The organism is Trinickia sp. LjRoot230 (assembly GCF_964253315.1).
Lineage (GTDB): Bacteria > Pseudomonadota > Gammaproteobacteria > Burkholderiales > Burkholderiaceae > Trinickia.
The window spans coordinates 1,472,692-1,486,997 of the sequence record NZ_CAXUQX020000002.1 but is presented as its reverse complement, the minus strand read 5'-3'; the positions used below and the strand labels follow the sequence as shown (position 1 = coordinate 1,486,997).

The following is a 14,306-nucleotide window of genomic DNA, read 5'->3' as shown; positions in this document are numbered from 1 at the left end:
GCTTCGAGGAGTCAACGTGAAAAAACTAATAGCCGCCGTAGCCATTGCCGCGCTTGCCGTTTCCGCAGGTGTCGCGCAAGCGAAAGAGTGGACCACGATCCGTTTTGGCGTCGACGCGAGCTATCCCCCGTTCGAGTCAAAGGGCCAGGACGGCAAGCTCAAGGGCTTCGACATCGATCTCGGCAATGAAATCTGCGCGCGCGTGAAAGCGAAATGCGTCTGGGTCGAAAACGACTTCGACGGCATGATCCCCGCGTTAAAGGCGAAGAAGTTCGACGGCGTGCTTTCGTCGATGTCGATGACGCCGCAACGCGAAGAGCAGATCGCCTTCACGAAGAAGCTGTTCAATACGCCGACCGCACTGGTCGCCAAGACGGGTTCGGGCTTGCTGCCGACGGCTGAATCGCTCAAGGGCAAGACGGTCGGCGTCGAGCAGGGCACGATTCAGGAGACCTACGCAAAGACGCATTGGGCGTCGAAGGGCGTCACCGTCACCCCTTACCAAAATCAAGATCAGGTCTATCAAGATCTGATCTCGGGCCGTCTTGACGCGGCATTGCAAGACAAGGTCCAAGCCGAGATCGGCTTCCTCAAGACGCCGCGCGGCACCAGCTTTCAGATTGTAGGCAAAGACCTTGACGATCCGAAGATCCTTGGCGAAGGTGCCGGCATCGGCCTGCGCAAGGAAGACAAAGATCTGAAAGAAAAGCTCGATAAAGCTATCCACGAAATTCGCAAGGACGGCACCTACCAAAAGATCGCGAACAAGTATTTCGACTTCGACGTCTACGGTAAGTAATGTAATGTGCCCACGGCGCGGCTGGCCCGCGCCGGTGCAAGGCAAACCTCTGGGCCCCGTATCGCACGGGGCCTTTTTGCTTTTGTGCGCCGGGCCAGCCAGCCACGCGTACAATCGAAACCCGTTTCTCGTTCACGTCCCCCAAAACCGCGGCGCCAAGAAACATGCAAATACAGACCCATCCGTTGATCTCCCCAGCGCTCGGCACCGAGCGCCATCTGCAGAGCTTCCACTACGGCCCCTCCGGTGCGCAGAAGGTCTACATCCAATCGTCGCTGCATGCCGACGAACTGCCCGGCATGCTCGCCTCGTGGGCCTTGCGGCGCAAGCTCGCCGCACTTGAAGCAGCCAACAAGCTGCGCGGCGAAGTCGTCATCGTGCCGGTGCCCAATCCAATTGGGCTCAATCAGCATCTGCTCGGTCAGATGATTGGGCGTTTCGAAACGAATACCGCCAGCAATTTCAATCGTAATTTTCATGATCTTGCCGCGCTCGTCACGCCCCGCATCGAAGGACGGCTGACCGGCGACGCAGCACACAATGCGAGCACGATCCGCGCGGCCATGCGCGATGCACTTGCCGAGCAAACGCCGCGCACCGAACTCGAATCGCAGCGTCTTGCATTGCAGCGCTTGTCCTGCGATGCCGATATCGTGCTCGATCTGCATTGCGACTTCGAAGGCGCGATGCATATTTACACCAACCCCGACCTCTGGCCCGAGGTCGAGCCGCTGGCGCGCTACCTCGACGCGAAGGCCTCGCTGCTTGCGCTTAATTCGATCGGCAATCCGTTCGACGAAATCCACAGCTTTTGCTGGTCCGAATTGCGCGCACGCTACAGCGACCGCTACCCGATCCCGCATGGCTCCATTTCAGTCACGATCGAATTGCGCGGGCAGGCCGATGTGTCTTACGGCCACGCCGAGCACGACGCTCAGGCAATCGTCGAATACCTCACTTGCCGCGGCGTGATAGACGGCACGCCTGCGCATATGCCGCCGCTTGCGCATCCGGCGACGCCGCTTGCCGGCAGCGAGCCGCTGATCTCGCCGGTCTCGGGCGTGCTCGTGTTCCGCACGCCGGCCGGCACGTGGGTCGAGCCGGGCCAGGAGATTGCCGACATCGTCGACCCGTTGCTCGACCGCGTCGTCACGATCAAGAACAACACGGCGGGCGTGCTCTACGCACGGCATAAAACGCGCTTTGCGACGACCGGCATGGAAATCGCGCGGGTTGCGGGCGCAACGCCGTTTCGCACCGGCAGCCTGTTATCTCCGTGAGTGCGCACCGGTAGTGCACCGATAGTGCACCGGAATATTAATAGTTCGTAACAAGAAGGCCTGCTGATAGCGGGCCTTCTTGTTGTGCCCTTAAGTTTCGCTTAATTCTGGGCTGAGACGATGCCTCCATACCACCCCTGTTGAGCCGCCGGAACATTGGCGGCATCTTTTTGTCCTTTTCATGCGGCGTGCGGATGACCGATGCAGCGCCGATAACGGAAACGACGATGACCGAAGATTCGGTGTTCAAGCATATGCGCAGCATGCTCAAGCGCGAGCATGCATTGCCTGTCCAGAGTTGCCGCGTCTCCCTGCCCGTACAACGCCCCTGGGGTCGAACCTATCGGCTCGTCGAATGGACGATGGCGAAAGACGCCCCATCGCATCGCTGCGTCGTGCCGGCCGAACTCACCGCTACGGAAATCGCACGCCATGTCGCTTCGCATGTGCCAGGCCGAGTGTATTTCGACGAAGCACGCTGAACACCACGTTCTCTGCTACGCTTGCGGGCTATGGTTACCGCCACCGTTCAGCCCATTGCTGCCATTGCCCACCCGATGGAACCTCCGTTCAACGAACGCGGCGTCACGATCACGCGCGGCGGGCTGACCGCCGGCGGCCAGATATTCCCGCTACGCGATATCCACGACACGCGTGTCGTAACCGTGCAAAAAAACAAGGTAGTGCCACTTGCCATCTCGTTGACTGGGCTTGCCGGCGCGATCACCGGCGGTGCTCTCGGGTCTAGCGCCGGGCTCGTTGTCGGCGTCATGCTCGTGGTGGTCGGCGGCCTTGCCTGGACGACGCAGGACATCGTTCACCGGCTCTTCGTTATTACCGACACCGGTGAGCGAGAGGTGCTGACAAGCCCCGACCGCGAATTCGTCGAGCGCGTCGACCACGCCCTGCGCGCAGCAGGAGCATCGGCGCGCACCGTTCAATCCGTTTGAAGCGGCTTCACACGCCAGATATCACGCGCGTACTCCGCAATCGTCCGGTCCGACGAAAACTGCCCCATACCCGCCACATTTGCGATAGCGCTCGCGGTCCATGCGCGCGGGTTGCGAAAGCGCGCGTCGACTGCGGTTTGCGCCTCGGTAAAAGCCTCGAAATCCGCGAGCACCATGTAATGGTCGCCCCAATCGACGAGCGTATGGAAGATATCCGAGAAGCGATGCGAATCGCCGCCCGAGAAGTATCCGGTACGGATTTGATCGAGTGCGAGACGCAATACTTCGTTCTCCTCATAAATCTGTCGCGGCCGATAACCCGACGCGCGCATATCAGCCACTTCGCTCGCGTTCAAACCGAAAATAAACATGTTCTCGCGGCCAACGGCATCGCAAATCTCGATGTTCGCGCCATCCATCGTGCCGATGGTCAGTGCGCCGTTCAGCGCAAGCTTCATGTTGCCTGTACCCGATGCCTCGGTACCCGCCATCGAAATCTGCTCGGAGAGATCGGCCGCCGGAATCATCAGCTCGGCCACGCTCACACCGTAGTTCGGCACAAACACCACTTTGAGTCGATCGCCGACTACCGGGTCGTTGTTGACCTTCTCCGCGACATCGCCAATCAGGCGAATGATCGTCTTGGCGAGCTTGTAGGCCGACGCCGCTTTACCCGCAAAAATAACGACGCGGGGCACCCAGTCGCGTTCGGGATTCGCGCGAATGGCGTTGTAGCGAGCGATGACGTGCAGCACGTTCAGCAACTGCCGCTTGTATTCGTGAATGCGCTTGACCTGCATATCGAACAGCGCGTCCGGGTGAATCGCCAAGCCCGTTTCATGCAGGAGCCGATGCGCGAGCCGGATCTTGTTCGTGCGCTTCGCTGCACGAAACTCGGCGCAAAACCCCGGGTCCTCACTGAACGCCCGCAGCTTCGACAACTCGAACAGATCAGCACGCCAGCGCGAGCCGATCCGCGCATCGATAAGCGACGACAACGGGCGGCTCGCTTGAGCGAGCCAGCGGCGCGGCGTAATGCCGTTCGTTACATTCGTGAAGCGCTCAGGGAACATGCGCGCGAAATCGCTGAAGAACTCGCGCTCCATCAATTGCGAATGCAGCTTCGACACACCGTTGACCTTCTGGCTCGCCACAATGGCGAGATGCGCCATGCGCACGCGGCGTTGGCCATACTCGTCGACCAGCGAAATGCGTCGAATCAAATCGATGTCGTGCCCGAAGTGCCCGCTCGCCTCTTTGAGGAAGCCTGCATTGATCTCGAAGATGATTTCCAGATGCCGCGGCAACAGCTTTGCGAGCAGGTCCACATCCCATGTTTCGAGCGCCTCGGGCATCAGCGTGTGGTTAGTGTACGAGAACACTTGCTGAACGAGCTTCCAAGCATGACCCCACGGCACATGATGGATATCGACGAGCAGCCGCATCAGCTCGGGAATAGCGAGCACCGGATGCGTGTCGTTCAGATGGATCGCCACTTTGTCGGCGAAGCGGCCGAACGTACTGTGGGTACGTTGATAGCGGCGAATCAAGTCCTGCATCGTCGCGGAGATAAAGAAATATTCCTGACGCAACCGCAGTTCGCGGCCGGCCGGCGTCGAATCGTCCGGATACAGCAAGCGTGAAACATTTTCGGAGTGTTCTTTCGCCTCGACTGCGCGGCGGTAGTCGCCTTGATTGAACGCCGATAGGTCCAGTTCTTCTGTCGCACGCGCAGACCACAAGCGCAGCGTGTTGGTTGCGCTGGTACCGAAGCCCGGTATCACCGTGTCGAAAGCCATCGCGTTGACGTGATCGGTCTCGATCCACTCGACACCGTGCTCGTGTTGAATCGTTCGGCCTCCGAAATGAACGATGTATTGCACTTCGGGGCGTGGAAACTCCCACGGGTTACCGGCCCGTAGCCAGTAATCCGGGGTCTCGACTTGTTCGCCGGCTACGATCTGCTGACGGAACATGCCGTAGTGATAACGAATGCCGTAGCCGAAGCCCGGTATCGCAAGCGTTGCCATCGAATCGAGAAAACAAGCGGCAAGACGCCCCAACCCGCCGTTGCCCAGCGCCGCATCGGGCTCGAGTTCCGTGACCGCGGCCATGTCGACGCCGAGGCTAGCGAGCGCCTCGTTCATCTGATCGTAGATACCCAACGAGAGCAGCGCGTTCGTGAAGGTCCTGCCGATTAGAAATTCCATCGACAGGTAGTAGACGCGTTTGACATCTTGCTCGTACTGCTGCCGCGTCGTTTTCATCCAACGTGCGACGAGCCTGTCGCGCACAGCCAGCGCGGCGGCATGCAACCAGTCTTGCGGACGGGCCGCGACGGCGTCTTTACCGACACCGTAGATCAAGCGATTGGAGATAGATCGCCGTAGCGCATCGGGCGTGCTATTGAGATGGTCGAATTCCAGATCGACGGCCGTCATCGATTCCCTCCTGGTGGTGCGGCATAGGCTTTGCTACCGTCGACGCATGCTGCACACATGCCGCAAAAAAATTTAGGTTACGCCTTTTTGCCGGCGTGCGGGGCGCGTTGGCATGCTAAATAAACCGCAAAAAAATGCGCGAACAGAAAACGTATCGCTGAAAAGACAAGGCCGGGCGACGCTTCGTCTACTATGAATGAAAAAGTTAGGACTCCGAACGAACAGGAGATCGTCATGGCAACGCACATGAGTACCCCCGCAATCCTCGGCATGATTCGCGCGCAAGAGTTGCTCACGATATCGCTGATCCGCACGCTGCCATCCGACATGCGCGGCAAGGTCGTCGACGAGTTTGCCGCGCAGGTCGCGCGCGCAGAACTCGCCCACGTGAAAGCCGAGAGCGAGCAGGAAACACTCGATGCGTTTCGTACGCACATCAAGCAGCTCTCGTTGCTGCTGACGTCGATTCAGTAGCGCTGCGCTAACGCGGCAGATACCCAAGCGGGTCGATCGGCGAGCCGTCGCGGCGAATCTCGAACTGGACGGTGCTGCGCCCTGTCTTGTCGGCTCCGATCTGTGCGATCTGCTGGCCTTTCTTGACGGCATCGCCCTCCTTCACGCTGACGGGCCCGTTGACCGAGTAAGCCGTCACGAGCGCATCACCATGCTTGATGACCACGAGTGTCGCGTACTGCTCGATGGCGTTGCCGACGTAGATCACCGAGCCGTCGCTCGCTGCTCGCACCGGGTCATCCGCGCGGCCGGCGATGACGATACCCTTCGCATTGCCGCCCTGCGCCGATTTCAACACCTGACCATAGGCCGGCCATGCGAACCGAATGGCCGGCTCACCGGCAACGTTCGCGTTGGCGGCGACGGGCGGCGCCACCCGCAATACTTGGCCCGGCACGAGTTGGGCCGTGGCAGGCAGCCGGTTCCACTCCGCGATGTCCTGCGGCCGCTGGCCAAAGCCGGCTGCCACGCTTTGCAGCGTATCGCCCGCGCTCGCGCGGTAGTACCCTGGCTGAACTGAGGGATGGGCCGGGGCATTCCATTGCGAAGCAGCCGGCCGGCTACCGAACAACTGGTCCGTCGAACAACCCGTAACGAATAGCGCGAGCGCCGCGATGCCGCAGGTGCCGGCGACCATGGACGCGTGTCGCGCGCGCGCCGCTCCGAATGTTCCGCTGCGAAAGGTCTTCATCGAGCAAGCGTCTCCATTAGTCAACAAGAACTGCACATCTTACCGCCGACACGCAAAAACAAAACCGGCTCGCGCCCCGTTAGGGCAGCGAGCCGGCTTCAATTCAAACACTTGATCGAATTGTGTTACTTCCTTTCGCTTTTATTACGATCTCGTTACGCCGATTCCATCAGATCGGATTAAAGCTTGACGCGGATATTAACGGCCGAAGTAAAGCGGATGCACACCGTCGACATTCATCGGACGGCTATCGGACGGCGCACCCGACTGACTCGATTCATTCGCCGTACCGCCATAGCCGCTCGTATCGGCCCGTGCGGCAACCGATTGGCCTTGTTCGCCGGCCGCACGTTGTTCCGCGGCCTGGATGTCAGCCGGGTAGGACGGGTCGTCCGAACCTGGCCGATAGCCCGCTTGCTCCACGCGAAGCAGGTCTTGCTGGACTTGCGCGCGGGTCACGGGTTGGTTGGAATTCGACTCGGTTTGCGCCATCGAAACAAGCGGAGTAGCAAGGGCGGACGCGGCAACCACTGCATAAATAAGCGATTTCATGACTAGACCTCCGGGATTTATGTTTCGCTCCAGACACACCGTTTGAAGCGATTGAGTCCAGTTTAGCCATCGGCTTACCTAGGGAAAACCACTAATTTGACGAAATAGTGTTTCCGCAAAAGCAATAATGCCCATGCCACCGCTATTGGCCCGATTAACGTTGGCTATGACTGCGCTATCGGACCATGCTTCGTTTCATGACCAATCGGCGTGGAAGCTCCCTTCGCGATCGGTGCGCTCAAAGGTATGCGCACCGAAGAAGTCACGCTGTGCTTGTACGAGGTTAGCTGGCAAGCGCTCGGCGCGGTAGCCGTCAAAATAAGCAATGGCCGAAGCAAACGCAGGCACCGGCACACCCGCGCTCACCGCAGCGATCACCACCTCGCGCAGCGCCGATTGATAGTTGTCCGAAATATCGCGGAAGTAGGGATCAAGTAGCAAATTCGCCAACGCTTGATCTCGCTTGTAGGCCTCGGTGATTTTCTGCAGGAAACGCGCGCGAATAATGCAGCCGGCGCGGAAAATTTTCGCGATCGACCCGAACTCCAAGCTCCAGCCATACTCCTTCGAAGCGGCCGCCAATTGCGCGAACCCTTGCGCATACGAAATCACTTTGCTCAAGTAAAGCGCGCGCCGCACCGCTTCGATGAATGCCGAACGATCCCCGGCGAAGGGCTGCCTCTGCGGGCCGCCAAGCAACTTGCTCGCCGCGACGCGTTGCGTCTTCAACGAAGACAACACGCGTGCGAATACGGACTCCGTAATGAGCGGCAGCGGAACGCCAAGGTCAAGTGCGTTCTGGCTGGTCCATTTGCCGGTTCCTTTTTGCGCTGCGCGATCAAGGATGACGTCCACGAGGTCGCGTCCCGTCTCTGCGTCGCGCTTGCCAAAAATTTTGGCCGTGATGTCGATCAGATAGCTGTCGAGCTCGCCTTCGTTCCACTCCGTATAGACACGACCCAACTCGGCATTCGATAGTCCAACCACATGCTGGAGAACGGCATAACTCTCGGCGATCAACTGCATGTCGCCGTACTCGATGCCGTTGTGGACCATCTTGACGAAATGGCCTGCACCGTCCGGCCCCATGTAAGCCACGCAAGGTTCGCCGTCGGGCGCGCGTGCCGCGATCTGCGTGAGAATCGGTGCAACCAGATCGTAGGCCTCGCGTTGGCCGCCCGGCATGATCGAAGGACCCTTGAGTGCGCCCTCCTCACCACCCGACACGCCGGTGCCGATGAAATGCAAGCCGGACTTCGCAAGTTCCTGATTGCGCCGAACGGTATCGGTGAAATGCGTATTGCCGCCATCGATCAGGACATCGCCTGCATCAAGCAACGGCTTGAGCGCCGCGATGGTCGCATCGGTCGGCTCGCCTGCCTTGACCATCAGCAAGATGCGCCGCGGCTTTTCCAGCGACGCGACGAATTCCTCGAGCGAGTATGCCGGCACGAGCCGGCGCTCGGGAAACGCGGACAGCAGTTCTTCCGTTCTGGCGCGGCTGCGGTTGTACACCGCCACGGCATGCCCGCGGCTTTCGATGTTGAGCGCAAGGTTGCGGCCCATCACTGCCAGTCCGATGACGCCGATGGCTGGTTTATTCATGGTCGAATTCTCCTCGAACGCTGCCGCGCACGGCACATTGCCGCGCGGCATGACGGATTGTCCGTCAGCAATTGAAAAAAGGCCCGGTAATGCGCTCGGCCAACGCGGTCAATGAATCGCCGCAGGCTGCTTCGAGCTTGAGCGCAAACAGTGCATCGGCACGCGTACGGCCCAAGTTGATCGCGGCAATGGGTATGCCAGCACGCGACGCCCAAACGCAAAAGCGATACCCGGAATACACCATCAACGACGAGCCGATGACGAGCAACGCATCGGCGGACTCGAGCGCCGCGATGGCCGCATCGACGCGCATACGCGGCACGCTTTCGCCAAAGAATACGACTGATGGCTTTAGCATGCCGCCGCAATGCGCACACGTCGGCACCCGAAACGTGTCGAGCGCACTCCACTCGAGGTGGGCGTCGCCATCGGCGGACGGTTCGGCAACGGCTGCATCGAGCGAAGGATTGTCGCGCTCGAGCGCAGCCTGCACAGCCGCGCGTGCATGCACTGCGCCGCAAGCGAGGCAGGTCACGTCGTGAATGCTGCCGTGCAACTCGATAACCGCTTCACTGCCTGCGCGCTGATGCAGACCGTCTACGTTTTGCGTGACGAGCGCGGCGATACGGCCCGCGCTGCCAAGCTGAGCCAGCGCGCGATGTGCCGCGTTAGGCTGCGCGCGCGCGAGCATTGGCCAGCCCACCATGCTGCGTGCCCAATAGCGGCGACGCGCGGCATCCGAGCCGAGGAACGCCTGCAACTGAATTGGTTGTGCGCGCATCCATTCGCCGTTGGTATCTCGGTATCCCGGTATACCAGAAGCAGTGCTGATGCCGGCGCCAGTCAGCGCGAAAAGGCGCGAATGGCGACGCATGAATTCGCTCATTGCGTCGAGCGCGTCGAGCGCGTCGACATTTGCATGGTCGACTACCGCATCAATGAAATTCGTCATAACGCGACTACACGTTGTGGCAACGCAGCCATTTCGGTAGGCGACGCGCTGTGTCGTTGATCGGGCAATCGCGTCGTCATCCGTCTCGATGCGTCGCCTTCGTCGTCGAAACGTGCACGCAGAAAATCGAGGAACGCGCACACTTTCGGAGATGCATTCAAGCGCGAACCGTACACCGCGAAGAGCTCGACTGGCTCCGGCTCCCAGTCTGGCAGCAGACGTACGAGCCTGCCCGCCTCGACATCGGCGCGCGTGGCCTTCTGGTTGAGCAATGCAATGCCGCCGCCCGTCAGCGCAAGCTGATAACTGATGGTGGGATCCGCGACGATCACGCGCGGCGCAAGCTTGACCTCCTGCCACGCCGCGCCGCGCCGCAATCGCCAAAGCGTTGCGTCGGCAGGCAAGCCCGGCTCGCCACAGACCGCGGCAATCGTGTGATGCTCGCGCAGGTCTGCCGGCGTACGCGGCATGCAGCGCCCGGCGAGATAGGCGGGGCTGGCGTAGATGGCCAGCCTCACTTGCATCAATGCTCTCGCGAGCAGATCGGAATCTTCGAGCGGCCCTGGACGAATCACGATATCGGCGCGGCCAACGCGTGACCGGCTTTCGCCCTCAAGCGGCTGCAACTGCACGCGTATCTCGGGATAGGCCGCAAGGAAATCAGCGAGCATCGGGCCGAGCACAAAACGCGTGAAGGGGACGGAGGCTGCGACGCGCAGCATGCCGCGCGGCTTCGCGTGCATTGCGCCGATCAGCAGGTCGGCCTGCTCGAGTTCATCTAGCAGACGTTGGCAGCGTTCGAGGTAGAGCACACCGGCTTCGGTCAGCGTCATGCTGCGCGTCGTGCGTGTGACGAGCCGCACGCCGAGCCGGCTCTCGAGCCGCGAGAGCGCGCGGCTCACGCTCGACTTCGGCACACCGAGCGCTCTCGCGGCGACGGTAAAGCTCTGCGCCTCGCAAACGCTCACAAAGAACTGCAATTCGTTGAGATCGATCATCGTTGATGGTTTCCGGATTGTTCCACCGTCGCAACAGAGCGTTCGAATGCTTCCAATTGTTGCCCATGATAGTCAATTCTTCGTTTCGACGTTCAACGAAGCCTTGGAGGCAAAGTCATGTATCTGATTACTGGAGCAAACGGTCATGTGGGCGGTGAAATCATCGCTCAACTTGTGCAGGCAGGCGAGCGGGTGCGCGCATACGTGCGCGACCCGGCCAAGCTGGCAGCGTGGCGTGATCGGATCGATATCGTCGCTGGCGGCTACGACACGCCGGATATCTTCGCGCAAGCGCTCGATGGCGTCGACGGCGTGTTCATGATGAACATTGGAGACGCCGCCGCATTTCGACGGTTGGCCTCAGAAGCAGCCGCCAAGCGCACACCGCGCGTTGTCTTTCTTTCGACGTCGATAATCGATCTGCTGCCGGACAATGCGCTCGCTCGTATGCATCGTGAGAAAGAAGACATCATCCGTGACGCGGGTCTGACCGGGCGCTTCCTTCGTCCCGTCGGATTCATGTCGAACACGTATCTGTGGGCTGACTCGATCAAAGCGCAAGGCGTCGTCCATAACGCATTGGGTACTGCCAAGTTTGCGCCGATTGCGCCCGAGGATATTGCCGCAGTGGCAGTGCGTGCACTGACCGATGCAGCGCTTGATCGTGAAGTGTTGACGCTGACCGGAAGCGAAATGATCAGCGTGCCGGAGCAAGTCGCAGAACTTGCCGCGGCGCTCGACAAGCCACTGCGCTGCGTTGACATCTCGCTCGAAACAGCCAAGCAGAACCTCGTTCAAAACGGCATTCCAGAGGTCATCGCCGCATCGGTTGTGCAAGCGTACGGAGCTGTTCGCGAGGGCTTGAGCGCTGCACCGACCGATACCGTCGAACAGGTGACGGGACGCAGCCCGATGCGCTTTGGCGAGTGGGTGCGGGCACATGTTGGGCGGTTTGCTTAGGGCGTTTCCTAGCAGGCTTGATAGTCGCCGTCAGAGGAACTCATCGACGCTTTCGCCACTCGAACGCCGACGTTGCGCGTCGAGCAACCGTCTAAATGGAGACCTCTTAAAAAATGACATGCGAATCTCTGCCGGCGACATGGCAATGTTCGGATTCCGAACTTTTTATTCGATTCAGTGACGTATTCGTCCCCCGCCGTGAAGAACAAATCAGCGCGATGTGCGACCTGCTGAACGATCTGGCAGCGCCGCGCATTCTCGACCTATGTAGTGGTCATGGACAATTATCCGAAGCGTATTTGCGCCGAAAGCCCGACGCGCACGTGACGTTGCTTGATCGCTCACCTGAGATGCTGGCGAGCGCGGATCAACGCCTGAAAGCGTTTCGCGGCCGTTATGAACTGATGCTCGCAAGTATCGAAGAACGTGCTTGGCGCAAGCGAAGCAGCTACGACGCTGTGATGACGTCCCTCGCCGTGCATCACCTCGATGCCGAAGGCAAGCGGGCGCTCTACCGCGACATCCGCGAGATGCTGACGCCGGGTGGCGTCTTCGCGATGACCGACCTGGTGGAAGCTGCTGGGCCCGGTACCCGTCAACTTGCAGCGGACCATTGGGCGGAAGCGGTGCGACGTGCATCGCTTGAACAATTCGGCAGCGACGAGGCTGAAAAAATCTTTGAGCAAACGGAATGGAATTACTACCGCCTCCCGCATCCTGATCCAGTCGACAAGCCATCGTCGATTGCCGAACAACTCGACTGGCTGCGAGAGGCAGGTTTTGCAAACGCAGACGTTGTCTGGATGTATGCGGGTCACGCAATATTCACCGCTACGCGGGAAGCAATCGAATGATTAACCGATCTGACTGCAAAGCGCATTAACCTGGTTGATGTCTGCCATCATCTTGTCGATCTCCCGAATCCCAGCAAAAGACAGACGAGATAGTGGCACGTTCGAGAATAGTCTCGACCGTCTCACGCGGTTATCACCTTGGGCAAGCCCAAGCTCAAGAGATCTCTCAACCGATCTCCCAAGGCACAGCAATCCTGTTGCGGCTGATCGTCGGACGACTCGTCATTTTCCGTATCAGGCTCCTCGGTTTTCTTGGCCAGTCTGCGCGCCTGAGCTTTGCTCAGCGGCACGCCATGTTCCTTGGCAGCGCGCCGGACTTCGTTCAAGCGCCTGCGCTGCCCTCTTGAATTCATCACGTGCGCTTCTTGAGGCTTGGGTAGACCAGACAAACGGACTTGAAGTTTGCGAGGCGGCGTTGCAGCTTCGATGACGGACCGCAGATCGGCCAGCGGTAATGGCAGATTGGCCCGCACCGGACGAGCGTCGCTGCCTCGGCTCTCGACCGAGGCAGCGACTGACGAGTCGTTTCCGGTGTTGCGTAATGCTCGAAGTGCAGAAAACACAGCGGCCTCCTAGGACAAGCGATAGTTAGCGGGCATTACGTATCCCACACAATGTCCATTGCAGCCGGCGCGAAATGAAATGAGCTTTTCCGAACGAGCACTTGTAATGGGTCAAGGCGCCTTGACCTCGTCGATACCTCTCGCCATTTTGCCGATCTCCGCAATCAGCGAAGTCAGGTCAGAAGGATCGACGCGAGCCGCGTCTATCTGTCTCGCGCAGCTCGTAGCCTGCCTCAAGAAAGCGGCTTGGTGACGGACGATTGCCTGGCGGGTATCCGTGTCGCCAGCCCTCACGGCGTTGAGCAACTGAGTGAATATCTCGTCAGCGCTATCCCTCGCACGGGTGACGCATTCCTGTGCCTGGCTGAGAAGATCGGTTGCATCGTTTTCCCCGCTAAACCTCCAGCCGTCAGCCCGCTCGAGCAACTTCCTCGCCTCTGCCAGATCGGCTGCCGGGTCTGCGCCTGGCCCCGGCGTCGAAGCGCGGTCCGCCGTGGCTATCGAAGCGGCACCGCCACGATCGGGCGCCGCATCGGCCGTCTCAGCGGAGACTGGCGGCTCATCAGCGAATTGATTCGTCATCGCCTGCCATCCCCTTAGCGTCGCAACGTCTGCTTCGTGGGCAACGCCCAACTCATTGATTGCCTCGTCCACCGTCCAAAGACCCGCACCGATTTTCATACGTGCCTGTTGCATGTCCACGTCGGCGATTCGTGGAGGTTCGACGCGCGTCGTCATCGCCGGTGGTTGCGCTCGAACGGGCAAATGCGCGTTGAGCCGCGTACCGCCCGCTGCCGAAGTTTCAGTGCCTGATTCACCTGAAAGCGCATCGTGGTCGGATCGCTGCGGAATCCGCCCTAGCGCTCCATCCTCTTGAGGCTGCAGCCGACGCAATGGCCGCGTTGGTGGGTCGTCCGCTTCTTCGCGAGCGCCTACGTCAAGCCCGGCAAGCCTCTGGGAAATACTCGAATTACCGTCTGAAATATCGTTCATACCGGTCTGTACCATGCGTTCCAGCTGTAGATCATCGTTCCATAAACAACCAGGTGCGAACGCGGCCGCGAAGTGGCATGCAGGCGGACGAAGCAGTCGTTCATTGAACGACGTATGCCGATTCATGTCCACTGCGCTGACTACCACTCGCGACA

General features: G+C 59.9%; 15 protein-coding genes. 7 read left to right on the top strand and 8 right to left on the bottom strand.

The features are described 5' to 3' along the window. The first annotated feature begins 16 nt into the window (after nt 1-16). The 4 genes from ACSQ20_RS25685 to ACSQ20_RS25670 all read left to right on the top strand — a co-directional run bounded on the left by ACSQ20_RS25685 (nt 17) and on the right by ACSQ20_RS25670 (nt 3,029). Nucleotides 17-799, top strand: coding sequence for an ABC transporter substrate-binding protein (locus tag ACSQ20_RS25685; RefSeq protein ID WP_436025466.1), 783 nt, complete (start codon nt 17-19; stop codon nt 797-799). Nucleotides 800-963: 164 nt separating this feature from the next. Then, on the top strand, nt 964-2,079 hold the full coding sequence (locus ACSQ20_RS25680) for a succinylglutamate desuccinylase/aspartoacylase family protein (RefSeq protein WP_436025464.1): 1,116 nt from the start codon (nt 964-966) through the stop codon (nt 2,077-2,079). A gap of 227 nt (nt 2,080-2,306) precedes the next feature. Beyond that, a complete protein-coding gene (locus ACSQ20_RS25675) occupies nt 2,307-2,561 on the top strand; it encodes a DUF2866 domain-containing protein (RefSeq protein ID WP_436025462.1) in 255 nt (84 codons plus the stop codon). A gap of 75 nt (nt 2,562-2,636) precedes the next feature. Further along, a complete protein-coding gene (locus ACSQ20_RS25670) occupies nt 2,637-3,029 on the top strand; it encodes a DUF6232 family protein (protein WP_436025913.1) in 393 nt (130 codons plus the stop codon). Here ACSQ20_RS25670 and ACSQ20_RS25665 read toward each other — a convergent pair. Further along, on the bottom strand, nt 3,017-5,470 hold the full coding sequence (locus ACSQ20_RS25665) for a glycogen/starch/alpha-glucan phosphorylase (protein WP_436025460.1): 2,454 nt from the start codon (nt 5,468-5,470) through the stop codon (nt 3,017-3,019). The genes ACSQ20_RS25670 and ACSQ20_RS25665 overlap by 13 nt on opposite strands. 234 nt (nt 5,471-5,704) lie before the next feature. Between ACSQ20_RS25665 and ACSQ20_RS25660 the strand changes: the two genes are divergently transcribed. After that, nucleotides 5,705-5,944 (top strand): hypothetical protein, encoded by a 240-nt coding sequence (locus ACSQ20_RS25660; protein WP_436025458.1) that lies wholly within the window; start codon nt 5,705-5,707, stop codon nt 5,942-5,944. 7 nt (nt 5,945-5,951) lie between these two features. On the opposite strand, the gene ACSQ20_RS25655 is transcribed toward ACSQ20_RS25660, so the two are convergent. The 5 genes from ACSQ20_RS25655 to ACSQ20_RS25635 all read right to left on the bottom strand — a co-directional run bounded on the left by ACSQ20_RS25655 (nt 5,952) and on the right by ACSQ20_RS25635 (nt 10,781). Beyond that, a complete protein-coding gene (locus tag ACSQ20_RS25655; RefSeq protein ID WP_436025456.1) occupies nt 5,952-6,674 on the bottom strand; it encodes a murein hydrolase activator EnvC family protein in 723 nt (240 codons plus the stop codon). 198 nt (nt 6,675-6,872) lie between these two features. Then, nucleotides 6,873-7,226: a DUF4148 domain-containing protein gene (locus ACSQ20_RS25650; protein ID WP_436025455.1), complete on the bottom strand. Its 354-nt coding sequence runs from the start codon at nt 7,224-7,226 to the stop codon at nt 6,873-6,875. 195 nt (nt 7,227-7,421) lie between these two features. After that, entirely contained in the window at nt 7,422-8,831 is a 1,410-nt protein-coding gene (gndA, locus tag ACSQ20_RS25645) for an NADP-dependent phosphogluconate dehydrogenase (protein WP_436025453.1), read from the bottom strand. Nucleotides 8,832-8,895: 64 nt separating this feature from the next. Continuing rightward, a complete protein-coding gene (locus tag ACSQ20_RS25640) occupies nt 8,896-9,783 on the bottom strand; it encodes an NAD-dependent protein deacetylase (RefSeq protein ID WP_436025451.1) in 888 nt (295 codons plus the stop codon). Beyond that, nucleotides 9,780-10,781: a LysR family transcriptional regulator gene (locus tag ACSQ20_RS25635; RefSeq protein WP_436025449.1), complete on the bottom strand. Its 1,002-nt coding sequence runs from the start codon at nt 10,779-10,781 to the stop codon at nt 9,780-9,782. The genes ACSQ20_RS25640 and ACSQ20_RS25635 overlap by 4 nt, the downstream gene beginning before the upstream one ends. 117 nt (nt 10,782-10,898) lie before the next feature. On the opposite strand from ACSQ20_RS25635, the gene ACSQ20_RS25630 reads away from it, so the two are divergent. Together ACSQ20_RS25630 and ACSQ20_RS25625 are read left to right on the top strand one after the other, a co-directional pair. Next, entirely contained in the window at nt 10,899-11,741 is an 843-nt protein-coding gene (locus ACSQ20_RS25630) for an NAD(P)H-binding protein (RefSeq protein ID WP_436025448.1), read from the top strand. A gap of 113 nt (nt 11,742-11,854) precedes the next feature. Next, nucleotides 11,855-12,595 carry a class I SAM-dependent methyltransferase gene (locus ACSQ20_RS25625; RefSeq protein WP_436025446.1) on the top strand — a complete coding sequence of 247 codons (741 nt, stop codon included), beginning with the start codon at nt 11,855-11,857 and terminating at the stop codon, nt 12,593-12,595. A 122-nt stretch (nt 12,596-12,717) separates the two neighbouring features. On the opposite strand, the gene ACSQ20_RS25620 is transcribed toward ACSQ20_RS25625, so the two are convergent. Beyond that, nucleotides 12,718-13,158 (bottom strand): hypothetical protein, encoded by a 441-nt coding sequence (locus tag ACSQ20_RS25620; protein ID WP_436025444.1) that lies wholly within the window; start codon nt 13,156-13,158, stop codon nt 12,718-12,720. 111 nt (nt 13,159-13,269) lie between these two features. Next, nucleotides 13,270-14,151: a hypothetical protein gene (locus tag ACSQ20_RS25615; protein WP_436025443.1), complete on the bottom strand. Its 882-nt coding sequence runs from the start codon at nt 14,149-14,151 to the stop codon at nt 13,270-13,272. Nucleotides 14,152-14,306 lie beyond the last annotated feature (155 nt).

Coding starts and splice junctions, on each gene's coding strand:
- ACSQ20_RS25680 (WP_436025464.1), top strand. CDS start 964: ATGCAAATACAGACCCATCCGTTGATCTCCCCAGCGCTCGGCACCGAG.
- ACSQ20_RS25675 (WP_436025462.1), top strand. CDS start 2,307: ATGACCGAAGATTCGGTGTTCAAGCATATGCGCAGCATGCTCAAGCGC.
- ACSQ20_RS25670 (WP_436025913.1), top strand. CDS start 2,637: ATGGAACCTCCGTTCAACGAACGCGGCGTCACGATCACGCGCGGCGGG.
- ACSQ20_RS25665 (WP_436025460.1), bottom strand. CDS start 5,470: ATGACGGCCGTCGATCTGGAATTCGACCATCTCAATAGCACGCCCGAT.
- ACSQ20_RS25660 (WP_436025458.1), top strand. CDS start 5,705: ATGGCAACGCACATGAGTACCCCCGCAATCCTCGGCATGATTCGCGCG.
- ACSQ20_RS25655 (WP_436025456.1), bottom strand. CDS start 6,674: ATGAAGACCTTTCGCAGCGGAACATTCGGAGCGGCGCGCGCGCGACAC.
- ACSQ20_RS25650 (WP_436025455.1), bottom strand. CDS start 7,226: ATGAAATCGCTTATTTATGCAGTGGTTGCCGCGTCCGCCCTTGCTACT.
- gndA (WP_436025453.1), bottom strand. CDS start 8,831: ATGAATAAACCAGCCATCGGCGTCATCGGACTGGCAGTGATGGGCCGC.
- ACSQ20_RS25640 (WP_436025451.1), bottom strand. CDS start 9,783: ATGACGAATTTCATTGATGCGGTAGTCGACCATGCAAATGTCGACGCG.
- ACSQ20_RS25635 (WP_436025449.1), bottom strand. CDS start 10,781: ATGATCGATCTCAACGAATTGCAGTTCTTTGTGAGCGTTTGCGAGGCG.
- ACSQ20_RS25630 (WP_436025448.1), top strand. CDS start 10,899: ATGTATCTGATTACTGGAGCAAACGGTCATGTGGGCGGTGAAATCATC.
- ACSQ20_RS25625 (WP_436025446.1), top strand. CDS start 11,855: ATGACATGCGAATCTCTGCCGGCGACATGGCAATGTTCGGATTCCGAA.
- ACSQ20_RS25615 (WP_436025443.1), bottom strand. CDS start 14,151: ATGAACGATATTTCAGACGGTAATTCGAGTATTTCCCAGAGGCTTGCC.